A 14,620-nucleotide genomic window follows, 5' to 3' on the forward strand; every position below is an offset into this window, starting at 1 on the left:
TACTAAAAAAATTAGTAATTGTAAAAAATGTAATTATATTTGTTGAAGAAATTAATACGATGGCTAACATAGATAAAAATAGCGCTGATAAATTGAAGGCATTACAGCTTACGTTAGATAAGCTGGAAAAATCATACGGTAAAGGTACCATCATGAAATTGGGCGAATCCGTAATTGAACAAACTGAAGTTATATCAACCGGCTCATTAGGGCTTGATATTGCTTTGGGAGTTAACGGTTTGCCTAAAGGAAGGATCATTGAAATCTACGGGCCTGAATCGTCAGGTAAAACGACTTTGGCTATCCATGCTATTGCCGAATCGCAAAAGAACGGTGGTATCGCCGCCTTTATTGATGCGGAGCATGCTTTCGACCGTTTTTATGCCAAGAAATTAGGCGTAGATGTTGAGAACCTCCTGATCTCTCAACCGGATAACGGTGAACAGGCGCTGGAGATTGCCGATAACCTGATCCGCTCGGGCGCTATTGATATTTTGGTTATTGACTCTGTTGCGGCGTTGGTGCCCAAAGCCGAGATTGAAGGTGAAATGGGCGATTCAAAAATGGGCCTGCATGCACGTTTAATGTCACAGGCATTACGTAAGCTAACCGGTACCATTAGTAAAACAGGATGTTGCTGTATCTTTATTAATCAGCTGCGCGATAAGATCGGCGTTATGTTTGGTAACCCTGAAACTACAACGGGTGGTAATGCATTGAAATTTTATGCTTCAGTGCGTTTGGATGTTCGCCGGATCTCGCAAATTAAAGATACCGACGAGGTTTCAGGTAACCGTGTAAAAGTTAAGATCGTCAAAAATAAAGTTGCTCCGCCATTCCGCATAGCTGAGTTTGATATCATGTTTGGCGAAGGTATTTCAAAAGCAGGCGAGATCATTGACCTGGGTGTTGAATACAACATTATTAAAAAAGCAGGCTCATGGTTTAGCTATGGCGAAACCCGTTTGGGCCAGGGTCGCGATGCTGTTAAACAACTGATCCTTGATAATCCTGAGCTACAGGAAGAATTGGAAAATAAGATCAAAGAAACGGTAACCGGCGAAAGCATGGAAGAAGTTTAATTGGGATTATACTGATGATTGTGTGATTTCACTGATAAACTAAACTAATACAACAAAAGCCTTTCATGCGGAAGGCTTTTGTTGTAAAATATAAAGCTACCGCGGGTTTAGCGCAGCGTAACCCGTGGTGTAATATCATTTAAGCTTTCAGCTTAAATAAAAAAAGTAAACCTAAATCATGAGCCGCAATTATAAATTCCACAATCAGGAGTTTCCCTATTTTGTAACCTTCACCGTTGTGCAATGGATAGATGTATTTACCAGAATTGAATACAAAGATATCCTTGTTGAAAGCTTGAAATATTGCGTCAAAAACAAAGGGCTCAAGTTATATGCCTGGATAATCAAGAGCAACCATGTACACTTAATTATCGGAACAACGGATAAACCAATGCAGGATATCTTAAGGGATATCAAAAGGCATACTTCTAAAACTATCACCAAAGCCATTGCCGAAAATTTGCAGGAGAGCAGGCGCAAGTGGTTGCTTTGGTTCTTTGAACGGGAGGGAAGGAAGGATCCTGGCAACGAGCATTACAAGTTTTGGCAATCGGGTAACCATCCAATTGAGTTATTTGGCGATAAAATGATCGATCAAAAGCTTGATTATTTGCATAATAATCCTGTTGTGGCTGGTTGGGTTGATCGGCCGGAGCATTTTCTTTATAGCAGTGCGAGGGATTATATCGGTGATAAAGGTTTGATTGATATTGAATTGATGTGTTAATATATAGCATGATTTAAGCTGGAAGCTTAAATCATGCTATACCACGGGTTACGCTGCGCTAAACCCGCGGCAGTAGTGTAACCCGCGCTAAACCCGCGGCAGTACTATGTTAGCAATTGTTCCCGTTTTTCTACAAAAAGAATATCTTTATCACCGCATAAACCGGAAAAAAACTATGGGGTCATCAAAAGAGATTGTTACAAATATGTTTGCTGCGGGAGGTATTACCATGAACGGGAATAACCCCTGGGATGTACAGGTACACAACCCTAAATTGTATGATCGCTTGCTGGCCGGTGGTTCGCTGGGTTTTGGGGAAGCCTATATGGAAGGCTGGTGGGATTGTGAAGCGCTTGACGAATTCTTTTTTCGCGTCCAGTATCACCGGGTTGATAAAATGATTCCGCGTGACTTAAATACACTTAAATATTTTCTTAAAGCAAAGTTTAGCAATCAGCAAACCAAATCAAAGGCTAAAGAGGTTGCTCATAAGCATTATGATATTGGTAACGACCTGTTTGAGCTGATGCTTGATAAACGAATGATGTACTCCTGTGCCTATTGGGAAACGGCACAAACATTGGATGAAGCTCAGGAAGCTAAGCTTGATCTGATTTGTCGTAAGTTAAAATTGGAACCCGGCATGAGCTTACTTGATATAGGTTGTGGATGGGGCGGGCTTCTTCGATATGCGGCCGAAAAGTATGGCGTAAAAGGAGTTGGCGTAACCCTTTCAGAAGAGCAGGCTATTATTGCAGAGGAAACTAATAAAGGGTTACCTGTAGAGATTAGGGTGCAGGATTATCGAGATGTGCATGAAAAGTTTGACAGGATAGTTTCTGTCGGGATGCTTGAACATGTTGGCTATCGTAATTATCGTATCTTTATGGAAACAGTGAACGAAAATTTAGCGGATGATGGCATTTGTCTGCTTCATACCATAGGCGGTAATTACTCAACTAAAGTTACCGACCCCTGGATTGCGAAATACATATTTCCGAATGGGATGTTGCCATCTGCTGCTCAATTATCAACCGCATGGCAGGGCTTATTTATTTTGGAGGATTGGCATAACTTCGGTGTATATTACGACCGAACCTGTATGGAGTGGCGAAAAAACTTTGAGCAAAGCTGGCCGCAGCTTAGTGCCAGATATGGAGGGACGTTTTACCGCATGTGGCGCTACTATCTAAGCGCCAGCGCTGCATCTTTCCGTTCAAGGAAAAATCATTTATGGCATATTGTTTTAACCAAACCAAAGCATCTGGGATTATACAAGTCAATAAGATAATCCCCTCTTCTCACTATTGAATAAATGACGTAAAAGTACGTATTCAATAAGCGTGTTTTTACTTATTTGAAAATCAAGTATTTGGATTTACTTTAAATCTATTCAGTAAAATCCTAAATGCTTGCTATATGATGCTATCATATTTGAACCGGCCTTTCCGTTTTTATCGAAAAGGCGTGCCTGCTCTTTTACTCTTGCTATTATTAAGCAGCTGTTACACAGCCCGGGTCGAAACCAAAGCGCAAGCCGGCACGGAGGTATCACATCAAAATGTAAACTTCTTTTTTTGGGGGGCTATCCAAAGCCCAAAAAGAATAGTTACCCCCATATGTGATTCACTTGGCGTTAATGGAATGGCTGAAGTTACAGTGAAGAATAATTTCGGTTACTCGTTACTTACGGTGGTAACTCTTGGGATCTGGAGCCCTGCAAGGGTAGAGTGGAAATGCGCTAAACCTTGTGCCAAAGAAGGCGTAATTGGAAAATAGCTATGAAAGTTATTAAAACAGGAGTCAGCAGCTGGGAAAACCGGCACGAAACTTTTACCGAGCAAATTAAAGACCTGTATGAATTGGGCAACGAAGACAATCTTGATGCCCTTGAGGGTTATAATGACGCTACTAAAGGGCTTCAAAACATAATTAAAGAAGCCATTGAAACTAATACTCCATTGCGATCATTAGGGGCAGGCTGGTCATGGACAAAAATAGCAACGGTTAAAGATGGCGTGATGCTGGATACAAAACCGCTTAATACCAGGTTTACCATAGCAGATACAGCGGTTAACCCGGCTTATACAGGTAACAAGGATCATTTACTTTTTGCACAAAGTGGTAATGGTATCTGGGAGCTCGGCGCATTTTTGAAAAACAGGGGCTTGTCACTTAAAACTTCGGGGGCCAGTAACGGGCAAACTATAGCCGGTGCAGTTGGTACGGGAACGCATGGCTCGGCTTTTGACTTTGGTGCAACACCAGATTTTGTGGTAGGGCTACACATTGTAGTAAGTCCCGACAGGCATATCTGGCTGGAAAGGGCTTCGGCACCGGTGGTGGCACAACGCTTTATAGATTTGTTACAGACTGAACTGGTACAGGATGATGAGCTTTTCAATGCTGCCTTGGTAAGCTTCGGCAGTTTCGGGATTATACATGGTATGCTACTGGAAACAGAACCTCTGTTTTTATTAGAAACTTATGTGCAGCGACTTCCTTATGATATGGAGCTGCGGGGTATGATGGCGGCACTTGATTTTAGCAATTCCAATAAGCTGCCTTGTGGTAATGAACGCCCGTTTCATTTTTCGGTATTGCTTAACCCGTATGATCTGGATAAGGGGGCCTTTGTAACCACTATGTATAAGCGCCCGTATCGCACCAACTATCAGCCGCCGGTTGATAATGCGGCAGGGATCGGTCCGGGGGATGATGCCGCCAGTTTTATAGGTACTATTACTGATGCTGTACCTGCTTTGGTGCCCATTGTGGTAACCAAGGTGTTGAACACCAGCATGACGACCAATACTGATCCTCACTTTGGCACACTTGGCGAAATTTTCAGCAATACTACTTTAAGGGGCAAGTTGCTGAGCTCGGCCATTGGTTTCCCGGCAGAACTTTCGCCCAAAGTTGCCGACCTGATGCTGAAGATCAATAAAGATATCGGCCCTTTCAGCGGTGTGTTTTCATTCAGGTTTGTTAAGCAAACCAAAGCAACATTGGGCTTCACCCGGTTTGAACATACCTGCATTATGGAGTTGGATGCACCGCTATCAGACAAAGCGTATAACTTTTATACCCAGGTATGGTTGATGCTTGAGCATGAAAATATCCCCTTTACATTTCATTGGGGCAAAGCTAACGAAGTTACTCCGCAACGCATTCAAAGAATGTATGGCGATGCAGCTACCCGTTGGATCAACGCCAGAAAAACCCTGCTCAATGCTGATTGCCAGAAAGTTTTTACCAATCAAATTACGCAGCAATGGGGGCTGGCCTAACATATGGAAGTTATGGAAAGGTTGTACCGTGCTGCCTGCTATTTTTGTGCTGTGCAATAGCAGAGTTAAAAGCCCAAACCTCCGGGCAAATTATCAATGAGGTAAAAGCGATCAACAGCAAGATAACCAATTACACTAATAGCGATGGCCAGGGGATGCTGATCTCCAACAAGGCCATGAATATCTTCCTGTCAAAGAAGGCGAGCTCCTATCTCTCCGGTAATGAAGATCTTTCGTTGTATAAAAATTATGTTAATATCAACGCGGCCGAGGGGATGGTCAGCATCAATCATAACTTTCACCAACCGGTTGATGGTGATGATTGGGTAAGATCATTTGTAGTAGTGGGCGCAAGGGTAAATATTGCCAACGCATATTCGGCAAAAAGTGCTAACAGGTATTATGATAATCAACTGGGTTTTACCATTCAAAAAACATGGATGGGAAAGCCGAAAACTTATTATGCAGCCAATGGCGATTTCAAAATGGAGATGGATGCTGCCCGGGCATTAATGGTAAATACAATCGCTCAAAGTATCGACAAAAAAGCCGAAGAGTTTGAGCAATCCCTGAATGCCTTGAAGCAGGATGAAGTGCCCGGACAAAATTTGAATGAAGTAAAAAGCAAACTCCGAAAAACCTTTTATGCTTCGCTTCGGGCAGATTATTTGCAACAATTTTCCGAACAGCAATCAGAACTATTGGTTAATACAGGCAATTATAACCTGGTAACCGATACCTGGACAAGCTTAGGGATTTATATCCCGGTTATTCCACAAAAGTTTATGGTAAGCAATGATGTTAATACACAGGTTAACAAACATTATAACTACCCGCTCGAATTATTTGTAAGCCATACCCGCTTTTGGGAAAGCCCCAGATTAGGGAGATTCTTTTTAACTTTTGCCGGTAAGTGCTTTATCAATAACTCGGTACAAAGCGGTTCTCTGTTCAGCGCTGATGTAACAGGGCAACAAGGTGATGACGGGACAAATGCGATCACCATAAATAAAGGCGACCGATACATAGGCCAATATAAAAACTTTATAACACCCGTTGCGGCAGGTAAGTTGGTGTATATCCCCGGAACCTCACATGTTGGCATTAGTTTCCGGATAGAAAAAAACTGGGGGACTTATAAGGCGCTTAACTCTATTATCGGGATCCCTATTGTATTGATCGATAAAAAAGGTGTGCCCGCCATAAATTTTGAAGCACAACTTTTGCTTCAGGACATGAATAACTCCTTAAAAGATACCCGACTGCCTTACAATAAAACAGCAATCGGGCTAACGGTGGGGATCCCGTTTAGTAAAATAGTTTACTAAACGAGCCCAGTCATCTCTTCTAAAACCGCTCTTTTCAAAGCCATGATATAGCCAACATGCAAACCATCATGAAATGGCACAAAGCGGATTGCTTCCTCTATATTGCTCAAGGTAACACCATAACGGGTTGTCATAGGTTGATAGTTTGAGAAAATACCTGTCTGGTAATCTTCCTCCATTTTATCAATAGTTGCAATAAGGAGCTCTTTAACTTCGGCTATGTCATCAGCATTAATAAAGCCCTGCGGTTTGGTTTCGGGGCGGTATGGTGTATAATATTTGTCATCAACAACAATGGGTACACCTGCGCGGGTATAGCAAATACCCTGTTGCCCGGAAATCATATGCGCCAGGTTCCAGACCAGGTTGTTGTTGAATCCGGCAGGGATATGGTTAAGTTGTTCGGGAGTAAGGTCTTTAACAACATTAAGCAGCATCAGGCGTGGTTTTTTGATAACCTCAAATTCTTGTTTCATTTTATATCGGAAGGGTTAAGGCTTTACAGCTGCGCTAAATTATGAAGATTGTGGTATGTTTTTCGTCAAATTATCACATCGCCGCCGCCAACGTTTTATGGCTTATATCTTTTATTATACCTTTGCCCATTCATTTACTCATCCATTTTAATGCAGGATATCTCTTTAAATAGCACGCCGGTAAAATATAATAAGCCAATAATTTATTTTTTACTGCTGTGGGCTTTGCTAAACGCTGTACAGGCATTTACGCTCGAGATCCATGCGGATGAGGCCTACTACTGGGTGTATTCCCGATTTTTAGATTGGGGATATTATGATCACCCTCCTATGGTGGCCGTTTTTATTAAGGCAGGCTACAGCATGATGCATAATGAATTTGGCCTGAGGTTTTTTACGGTGATTAGCACCACAGCGTCCTTGTACCTGATGTGGATGATGTTAAAGCGGTATAAAGTTGATGCCATTAACTTTATACTGGTGATTTCGGGCATCTTCGTGTTCCATATTTACGGCTTTACCACTACGCCCGATGCACCCCTGTTGTTCTTTACAGTGCTGTTCCTTTATTTTTATCAGCAGTATATTGAAGAGGATAGCTTAAAACTGGCCGTTATATTGGGAGTTGTGATTGCCTGCCTGTTGTATAGCAAATATCACGGCATTTTGCTGGTTGCTTTCACGCTGGCATCCAACATTAAATTACTTAAGCGGGGATCTTTTTATGGTATTGTATTACTGGCACTGGCTTTATATGCACCGCATATCATTTGGCAGGCAAAGCACGGCTTCCCGTCATTAAGTTACCACTTATCCGAACGCTCAAACGAGCAATATAACTTTGAATATACTTATGTGTACCCTTTGGGGCAGTTGCTGATGGCCGGTCCGCTGATTGGTTGGCTATTATTTTATAAGGGATTTACTGCAAAAGTTCAGGATACTTTTACCCAGGCCCTTTTAGTTAACGCTATTGGGATCCTGGCATTCTTTTTCCTTACGTCGTTTAAAGGTGAGGTTCAACTGCATTGGACACTTATCGCTTACGTTCCGCTGGCTATGGTGGTGCTTATCCGTTTTACACAGCCCGGGGCAAAACCTAAATGGTTTAACCGCTTGGCTGTGATGAATATTGGTATGATAGTTATCTTACGTGTAGCGCTCATAATTGCCTTTCCTCCCTTGTTAAAAGTTGATGCCATGCGCAGCTTTTTTGGTTTTAAAGATTGGGCCCATCTTATTCATGAAAAGGCCGGAGGTAACTATGTGATTTTTAACGAGGGGTTCCAGAACCCGTCGAAATATAATTTCTACAACAATACTACACGCGGGTTTGATTACGATGCCCGTTACTATCGCCGTACCCAGTATGATATCTGGCCTATTGAGGATAGCATTCAGCATAAAAGGGTTTATGTGGTAAACAATACCTATCCGGATCGCGCCATTAGTACCGATTCTATGAAAATTTACGCAGGTACCTGGTATGGTGGCTGGGTTGATGATGTCCGCACCTATCAGAAGATCGATTTTCAGGTGGAATCTTATAAAGAAATCCTGGCGCCCGGACAGAAAAAAGATTTTGATCTCACTTTCAAAAATCCATATCCTTTTCCTATCAGTTTTACTAATACCAACCAAAAACACAAGGTGTTTTTAGAGGCATGCTTTTTCAAGAGTATCAACCAGGTAGGCATGCAGCAATCTGACGATAGCTTTAACCGTATTTCATTAAAAACCGGCGAGACCGGGCATTTTAAATTTAACGTGGCCGCCCCAATGCAGCCTGGTAAGTACGAACTGATCTTCTCCATCCGTACCGAACCGTTTCCGGGAGGCCGAAACAATAAGATCATTAACATCACAGTAAAATAATAAATCAGCTATGTTTAAACGCATATACCTTTTAATTCTTTTTTCAATCATAACCACTACCGCCGCTCTTGCACAGGGCAGCCTCGATATTCATTTTAACGGTTTAGGTTTTATGGATAACCGCGAGTACAAGGATTTTGTGGCCCGCTCGCGTACTTATTCAGGAGTACGTACCGCGCTTGACCTGGGCCTGAATATCGATAGTGTGAACCATTTTATTGTAGGGGTTAACGGTATTCACGAGTTTGGCGCAAAACCTTATTTTTTGAAAGTTAATCCGGTTGCTTATTACAGCTTTACAGGCAAAAACTGGTTATTTAATGCCGGTGCTTTCCCGCGGGAAGGACTGCTGGATGATTACCCCCGGGCTTTACTGAATGATACTTTACGCTACTATCGCCCCAATGTTGAGGGTTTGCTTACACGCTTTCATAATGCCCACTTTACTGAAACTGCCTGGATTGACTGGGTAAGCCGCCAAACCGTTACCGATCGTGAGCAGTTCCTGTTCGGCTTTTCGGGTAAATACCGGCCAAGCTTAACCGGCCCCTTTTATATATCGCATTATTTTTTGCTGATGCATGATGCAGGTGCTGAAGTGCTTTTACCGGATGATCACATCCAGGATAATGGCGGCGGACAGATAAGATTAGGGCTCGACCTAAGTCATAAAACCATCTTAGATTCGTTATCTATTGAGGCTGGTGGCATGATGTCGTTTGAGCGGGTACGGGGTGTTGATGGTTTTCACAAACCTGCCGGCTTCGTGGCAAATGCCTATTTAAGCTGGAAACGTTTTGCTTTGTTTGATGAATTTTACAAGGGCCAGGGCAGTCACATTATTTATGGCGATGCATTTTTTGAAAAGAAAACCTACAATAGGCTTGATATCATTTACACGCCGTTTTTATACAAGCGTATAAAAGGACAATTTATATTGAGCTTGCACCAAACGCCAGGCTACAGCAGCAACCAGGAAGCCTTCAGGGTTACGGTTGACCTGGGCCGTCAGACTTTGGTAAGGTTTAAGGATTAGTGAATGGAGAGTGGGTTGATTAGGTGAATGGTTGCCTGTCATCTGCTACTCATAAGTATTTTTAACGGACAGATCCTGCAAACATCTGTCACAAAAAGCGAGGCATGTAATATGTCTCTACAATAAATGTTAACCTTTATAACACATATATATCATCCATGCAATTAAAAAAACAACTATTAATTTTTGTAGTATTACTGCTGGCGGCACCTGCAAGGCTGCTTGCGCAAGACAACCAGTTTTCAGGCTGGGCGGCTATTTTTCACAGCCAAAAATTATCTGAACATTGGGGCTATTCGTTTGATGGGCAATTACGCTCACATGATGAAGTAAGTTACCTTAAGCATATCCTGCTTCGTCCTTCGGCTAATTATTATTTTGCTAAGAACAAGGTAGGGGCGTTGGGGTATGCCTACATAGCTACCTATGGCCGCACCGCCAACGACGATAAAACTTTCCGCCCGGAACACCGCATCTGGCAGCAGTACACTTATACCCACAAGCTTACCAAGCATGTGCAGCTGGCACATCGTTTAAGGTTAGAGCAGCGCTTTTTAGGAAATACTGCCGCCAATAAAAATGATCGTTATTTTGCCCAGCGTTTTAGATATTTTGCCCGCGCGGTGATCCCGATGAAACAAGATTCGGATGTGTTTACGGAAGGTACTTTCCTCGCCCTGCAAAATGAGGCTTTTGTAAACGTGCAAAACAAAAATAAAGTAAACAAGCACTTCTTCGATCAAAACCGGGCTTATGTAGCCGTTGGTTACCGGTTCAGCAAAGCGTTTGATGCCGAAGCGGGTTATCTGAACCAATACATTAAACAAGCCGATGCTTATGTGGTGAACCATGTAGCGCAGTTGGCTTTTTATACAAGGTTTTAACTTCTCCTAAATTTTCTCCCAAGGAGAGGACAAGAAAATCCCCTCTTGAGAGCAGGGCTGTTGCATTCTAATTTAATAGTTGTTTCAATTTGTTAATATCATTACAAACAAGCCTTTGTGCTTGTGCGAGATTTGGGTAATCATTTATCCTAAATACATTAATAACTATGTTTCTGAACACAGAAGTATTTTCAGGCGCATTGGATGTTCTAATTCGTGAAGCGTCTTCGTTAAATGTCACGTCCTTTACCCAATGAAGACTGTTTTCTATACTCCAATGGCTTTTAATACCATGGCAGAATGTTTGCGCATTACCGATTAAGCTACTGATGAAAAAGGCGTATTCTTCCCGGATACGTCCTTTTTCTTTTACCCAGCGATGCACTTTAATAAGTTGGCTTACCCCAGCCCATGTGTTACTGATTTCCTCTGTTCCCGGGTACACCCAAACTGTTCTACGTTCTATTCGCCCTTTGTTTTTCAACAACTCAACAAACTTACTACAAACCATTGCCTCGTCCGATGTAATGGTTTCGATCTTTTTGTAAAGGTTCTTTTGATTCTTCTTCACACCTATTATATAATTGTTATCTGTATCAATAATAGCCTCTACCGTTTTTTTTGACAATGTAATGCGTCAAGTGTAAACGTTACCCCCTGTAATCCTAAACTGGAAATAAGCTGCTGAACTACAGAGATTTCACTTTGTTTTGAGTTGTCAACTAAACCATGGCCAACGACTTGATTACTCCTGCTACTATACAAGCTTACCAGGCTTACAAATCGTTGTTTGTCAAGAGAATAATCGCTCATCGTCCCTTTCATTGCCTTACCATCTATATGTAGCCATTCATTTTTAGACAAATCAATATGCTGACTGGCCCATTTATGGAAACTCTCATTTAAGCTGTTAAAGTCTAAATCTTGTATTACACGTCTTATAGTATAAAAGCTTGGAAGGCGGGCTTTATTAGGCTGAAAGAAGGCCAAAAGATCGACTTCATTCCGCTTTATAAAATCACCCATCGAACGATAGCCATGATAACCGCTCATTGTACTCATTAACACAAGCAACAGAATGAAAGTCTGGTCATGGCGCTGGCCTGCCTTTCGCCTTATATCCGGTAACTCTGATAAATACGCTAATATGCTCTTATCCATCCTAACTTTTTTGACCTCAAGTTAACTTATAATATTTAGAATGCAACAGCCCTGCTCTTGAGAGGGGGCGAAGGAATGTGTGGTAGCAGGGGTGTGTGTTCTGCGATAGATTTATCAAAGCAGAAACACACCCCTCCGCCCCTCGTGATCGTTGCACAACCATTAACAACAAGAATACAGTAGTAATACTGTGATTTCGTTCTTTGAAGTATTGATTAAAACGATGATATTAAGTTTATATCATATTGCTGATTAGGCCAAGTAAGCTGTTTGTACAACCAGTTAAGAGCAGCTTTAAAGCTTCCGATAGCGGATGTAGGTGCTGTTATGAATGGTTGGAGTTTACGTTTCAGCAGTTTCTTGATATTATAGGCAGCCGCAGCCATAAGCATACACTTGTTTGCCTGTTTAAGCCCCTTCGCATTTATCCGGTCTAAGCCGGTGTAATTAATCAGGGATCCGAATACCGGCTCAACGGTACTGGAGCGAAGCGACATCATCTGTTTGCCTTTGGGACTGTCTACCCGCCGCTGCATATATTCATACAGTGGCTTGTCCCCGGAATCAGCCAACTTCTTAAAGCCTCTTTTATTAGCGCAGATATATCTACATGGACAGTTTTTACAATCGCTGATACTCGACTCGTAGATCTTCTTGAAAACAGTTGGTTCATCATAGGCAGACTCAACCCGCTTGAATGGGAGATGTACACCCATAATACAAGTGTACCGGTCGTAATTATCATCGTAAATGAACCCTTCGTCTTCCCGCGAAGCTTTATAGCTTCCGGGAGCGGGGATGTATCCTTTCATGCCATTGGAAGTTAATGACCTTATTGCTGTACCACTACTATAGCCTGCATCTGCCAGAATTTCTTCTGGCCCGGATGGCATGACCAGCCAGGTTCTCCGCAATCAGCGGGAGTATTACCGGTAAAGAGCTGTTATCGGCTTGATTTCCTTTAAATGCTTGTATATAGGTGATTACGTGACTGGCCGTATCTACACTCATTTGTGCCCGGTAATACAGCCTCATTGGCTTCCCGGGTTTGGTGGTTAAGCGGGCATCAGGATCCGAAGGGCTGTAGTGTGTTGGGTTGGTCGGTGCTGCTTTTTTTCCCTTCGATCCTTTATCGTCACCGCCTTTAGACTTCTCCTGTTCTTCCGCTTCATGCTCGATATTATCATTCAGTTCACGGCTAAAAACAGAAGCATCATCCATTACTATCCGTTCAACCATACTTTGTTTGGCGGCATTGGCTGGTATTAATGCACTGTCCACAGCCTGCCGTTTACCGCTAATCATTCCGTTATTAATGCAAAGTTTCAATACTTGCTTAAATAATTCAACGAAGGTTTCCTCCCCGAAAAGCTTGCGGGTACGACTTAATGTGGAATGCCATGGCAATTCCTGACCAAGATCGTAACCGAGAAAATACAGAATATCCATCCGCATGCCGGATGAGCTGATAATGCGACGATCGCTATTGATATTCTCCAGGTAGCCAACAAGCATCAGTTTCATAAATACAACGGGATCGATACTTTTTTGGCCTTCCTTTCCATAATATTTTAAGGTGGCCTGATATAGAAAGTCTAAATCAAGCAAACTTTTTAACCGACGGTAAAAATTATCAGTCGGAACATGGTCGGAAAGTTGAAATTGTATGAATAAACTTTCCTGTTGTACTTGCTTACCTTGCATGTCTCAATTTACTTAAAAACACCGTTTTAATCAATATTTCAAAGAACTATATTATTAACCTTTAGTTGTGCAACGATCACCCCTCTCGAGAGGGGAATCGCTCAATCCCCAGCTTTTAGAAAGCTTACTTGCAAACAAAAAGCTCTTGCCAAGTGATCTTGGCAAGAGCTTTTTGTTAACGATAATAGGAGATTAAATCATCATTTCTTCGCCTGTGCTATTAACTCGTTATTTAAACGTACATATTCGTCCGTTTTCATATCGGCGGCCATTTTTGCGCCTTCCTGGGCTGTAGTTATGGCTGCGGCTTTATCGCCTTTTCTCAATAAGATGCGCGCTTTCCATAATTTAGGGACAAATGGCGGAAAGTTCTTGTCTTTTTCCAATTCTGTAGCCCAGGCCAAAGCTTTGTCCATGTCTTTATTGTTATTGTAATAATAGATCAAAGCTTCATAGTAAGGCTTTTTATCTGTATTCATGGCCGAGTCGATTCGTGCCATTACTTTCGCGTCGATATCGGTGGTCATGTGAACCGTGAAACCGCTATGCTCCCACATCATCTGCAAATCGCAGGTATTTGTGGTTATATTGCTGAATGCAAGGGTCATTGTTTCTGTTAAAGCCTTAAGGTGTTCTGTTTTTACTTTGAAACGCACAAAATCATCAGCTTCTTTATAATTATAAGCGCCCCATTGTTTAGGTTGTTTGCTGAGGATGATTGTCCACTCGTTTTCGCCGGGGATGCTGAATAGGCCATACTCGCCCGCCGGGACCTTGTTGCCTTCCATACTTACTTCATCGGTAAATTTAATTACCGTGGCCGAATTAGCCCCCGTGCGCCAAACGGATCCATAAGGTTCCATGCCTCCAAATATTTTACGGCCTCTTACATCCGGGCGGGAGTAAACAAGACTGATTTTGCCGAGGCCGAAATCCTGCACAATACTTTGTGTTGAACTGGGTTGCGGCGTTAACTGCGCATAAACATTTACCGCGGTGAAGATCACCATGGCAATGATACAGGTAAATAACTTTTTCATGATTGAGGGTGTGGTGG

13 protein-coding genes and 1 pseudogene are annotated in these 14,620 nt (G+C 42.3%); 9 read left to right on the plus strand and 5 right to left on the minus strand.

Going from position 1 to position 14,620, the window contains the following annotated elements:
• The first annotated feature begins 59 nt into the window (after positions 1 to 59).
• From recA to SNE26_RS27670, 6 genes are all read left to right on the plus strand, one after another.
• Positions 60 to 1,082, plus strand: a complete 1,023-nt coding sequence (gene recA, locus SNE26_RS27645) for a recombinase RecA (RefSeq protein WP_321557062.1) — start codon at positions 60 to 62, stop codon at positions 1,080 to 1,082.
• Between the two features lie 178 nt (positions 1,083 to 1,260).
• Entirely contained in the window at positions 1,261 to 1,809 is a 549-nt protein-coding gene (locus SNE26_RS27650) for a transposase (RefSeq protein WP_321557063.1), read from the plus strand.
• A gap of 175 nt (positions 1,810 to 1,984) precedes the next feature.
• On the plus strand, positions 1,985 to 3,100 hold the full coding sequence (gene cfa / locus SNE26_RS27655) for a cyclopropane fatty acyl phospholipid synthase (protein WP_321557064.1): 1,116 nt from the start codon (positions 1,985 to 1,987) through the stop codon (positions 3,098 to 3,100).
• Between the two features lie 128 nt (positions 3,101 to 3,228).
• Positions 3,229 to 3,588 (plus strand): Bor/Iss family lipoprotein, encoded by a 360-nt coding sequence (locus SNE26_RS27660; RefSeq protein WP_321557065.1) that lies wholly within the window; start codon positions 3,229 to 3,231, stop codon positions 3,586 to 3,588.
• A gap of 2 nt (positions 3,589 to 3,590) precedes the next feature.
• Positions 3,591 to 5,099: an FAD-binding protein gene (locus SNE26_RS27665; RefSeq protein ID WP_321557066.1), complete on the plus strand. Its 1,509-nt coding sequence runs from the start codon at positions 3,591 to 3,593 to the stop codon at positions 5,097 to 5,099.
• Positions 5,084 to 6,427: a hypothetical protein gene (locus SNE26_RS27670; protein WP_321557067.1), complete on the plus strand. Its 1,344-nt coding sequence runs from the start codon at positions 5,084 to 5,086 to the stop codon at positions 6,425 to 6,427. Before SNE26_RS27665 ends, SNE26_RS27670 begins: the two co-directional genes overlap by 16 nt.
• On the opposite strand, the gene SNE26_RS27675 is transcribed toward SNE26_RS27670, so the two are convergent.
• Positions 6,424 to 6,903, minus strand: a complete 480-nt coding sequence (locus SNE26_RS27675) for a DinB family protein (RefSeq protein ID WP_321557068.1) — start codon at positions 6,901 to 6,903, stop codon at positions 6,424 to 6,426. The genes SNE26_RS27670 and SNE26_RS27675 overlap by 4 nt on opposite strands.
• 150 nt (positions 6,904 to 7,053) lie before the next feature.
• Here SNE26_RS27675 and SNE26_RS27680 point away from each other — a divergent pair, with 150 nt between their 5' ends.
• The 3 genes from SNE26_RS27680 (at position 7,054) to SNE26_RS27690 (ending at position 10,698) form a co-directional block, all read left to right on the plus strand.
• On the plus strand, positions 7,054 to 8,778 hold the full coding sequence (locus SNE26_RS27680) for a glycosyltransferase family 39 protein (RefSeq protein WP_321557069.1): 1,725 nt from the start codon (positions 7,054 to 7,056) through the stop codon (positions 8,776 to 8,778).
• A gap of 10 nt (positions 8,779 to 8,788) precedes the next feature.
• On the plus strand, positions 8,789 to 9,814 hold the full coding sequence (locus SNE26_RS27685) for a hypothetical protein (RefSeq protein WP_321557070.1): 1,026 nt from the start codon (positions 8,789 to 8,791) through the stop codon (positions 9,812 to 9,814).
• A 158-nt stretch (positions 9,815 to 9,972) separates the two neighbouring features.
• Positions 9,973 to 10,698, plus strand: coding sequence for a DUF2490 domain-containing protein (locus SNE26_RS27690; protein ID WP_321557071.1), 726 nt, complete (start codon positions 9,973 to 9,975; stop codon positions 10,696 to 10,698).
• 67 nt (positions 10,699 to 10,765) lie between these two features.
• Here SNE26_RS27690 and SNE26_RS29600 read toward each other — a convergent pair.
• The 4 genes and pseudogenes from SNE26_RS29600 to SNE26_RS27715 form a co-directional block, all read right to left on the minus strand.
• Positions 10,766 to 11,859: pseudogene (locus tag SNE26_RS29600) on the minus strand (ISAs1 family transposase).
• Between the two features lie 215 nt (positions 11,860 to 12,074).
• Positions 12,075 to 12,671 (minus strand): transposase, encoded by a 597-nt coding sequence (locus SNE26_RS27705; protein WP_321557073.1) that lies wholly within the window; start codon positions 12,669 to 12,671, stop codon positions 12,075 to 12,077.
• A gap of 37 nt (positions 12,672 to 12,708) precedes the next feature.
• Entirely contained in the window at positions 12,709 to 13,563 is an 855-nt protein-coding gene (locus tag SNE26_RS27710) for a transposase (RefSeq protein WP_321557074.1), read from the minus strand.
• Positions 13,564 to 13,763: 200 nt separating this feature from the next.
• On the minus strand, positions 13,764 to 14,603 hold the full coding sequence (locus SNE26_RS27715) for a DUF2911 domain-containing protein (RefSeq protein WP_321557075.1): 840 nt from the start codon (positions 14,601 to 14,603) through the stop codon (positions 13,764 to 13,766).
• Positions 14,604 to 14,620: the final 17 nt, after the last annotated feature.

Source organism: Mucilaginibacter sp. cycad4, from assembly GCF_034263275.1.
Lineage (GTDB): Bacteria > Bacteroidota > Bacteroidia > Sphingobacteriales > Sphingobacteriaceae > Mucilaginibacter.

Excerpts from the sequence above, each read along its gene's own strand:
- SNE26_RS27650 (WP_321557063.1), top strand. The coding sequence starts at position 1,261 with ATGAGCCGCAATTATAAATTCCACAATCAGGAGTTTCCCTATTTTGTA.
- recA (WP_321557062.1), top strand. The coding sequence starts at position 60 with ATGGCTAACATAGATAAAAATAGCGCTGATAAATTGAAGGCATTACAG.
- SNE26_RS27685 (WP_321557070.1), top strand. The coding sequence starts at position 8,789 with ATGTTTAAACGCATATACCTTTTAATTCTTTTTTCAATCATAACCACT.
- SNE26_RS27710 (WP_321557074.1), bottom strand. The coding sequence starts at position 13,563 with ATGCAAGGTAAGCAAGTACAACAGGAAAGTTTATTCATACAATTTCAA.
- SNE26_RS27660 (WP_321557065.1), top strand. The coding sequence starts at position 3,229 with ATGATGCTATCATATTTGAACCGGCCTTTCCGTTTTTATCGAAAAGGC.
- SNE26_RS27680 (WP_321557069.1), top strand. The coding sequence starts at position 7,054 with ATGCAGGATATCTCTTTAAATAGCACGCCGGTAAAATATAATAAGCCA.
- SNE26_RS27670 (WP_321557067.1), top strand. The coding sequence starts at position 5,084 with ATGGGGGCTGGCCTAACATATGGAAGTTATGGAAAGGTTGTACCGTGC.
- SNE26_RS27665 (WP_321557066.1), top strand. The coding sequence starts at position 3,591 with ATGAAAGTTATTAAAACAGGAGTCAGCAGCTGGGAAAACCGGCACGAA.
- SNE26_RS27705 (WP_321557073.1), bottom strand. The coding sequence starts at position 12,671 with ATGAAAGGATACATCCCCGCTCCCGGAAGCTATAAAGCTTCGCGGGAA.
- SNE26_RS27675 (WP_321557068.1), bottom strand. The coding sequence starts at position 6,903 with ATGAAACAAGAATTTGAGGTTATCAAAAAACCACGCCTGATGCTGCTT.
- SNE26_RS27715 (WP_321557075.1), bottom strand. The coding sequence starts at position 14,603 with ATGAAAAAGTTATTTACCTGTATCATTGCCATGGTGATCTTCACCGCG.
- cfa (WP_321557064.1), top strand. The coding sequence starts at position 1,985 with ATGGGGTCATCAAAAGAGATTGTTACAAATATGTTTGCTGCGGGAGGT.
- SNE26_RS27690 (WP_321557071.1), top strand. The coding sequence starts at position 9,973 with ATGCAATTAAAAAAACAACTATTAATTTTTGTAGTATTACTGCTGGCG.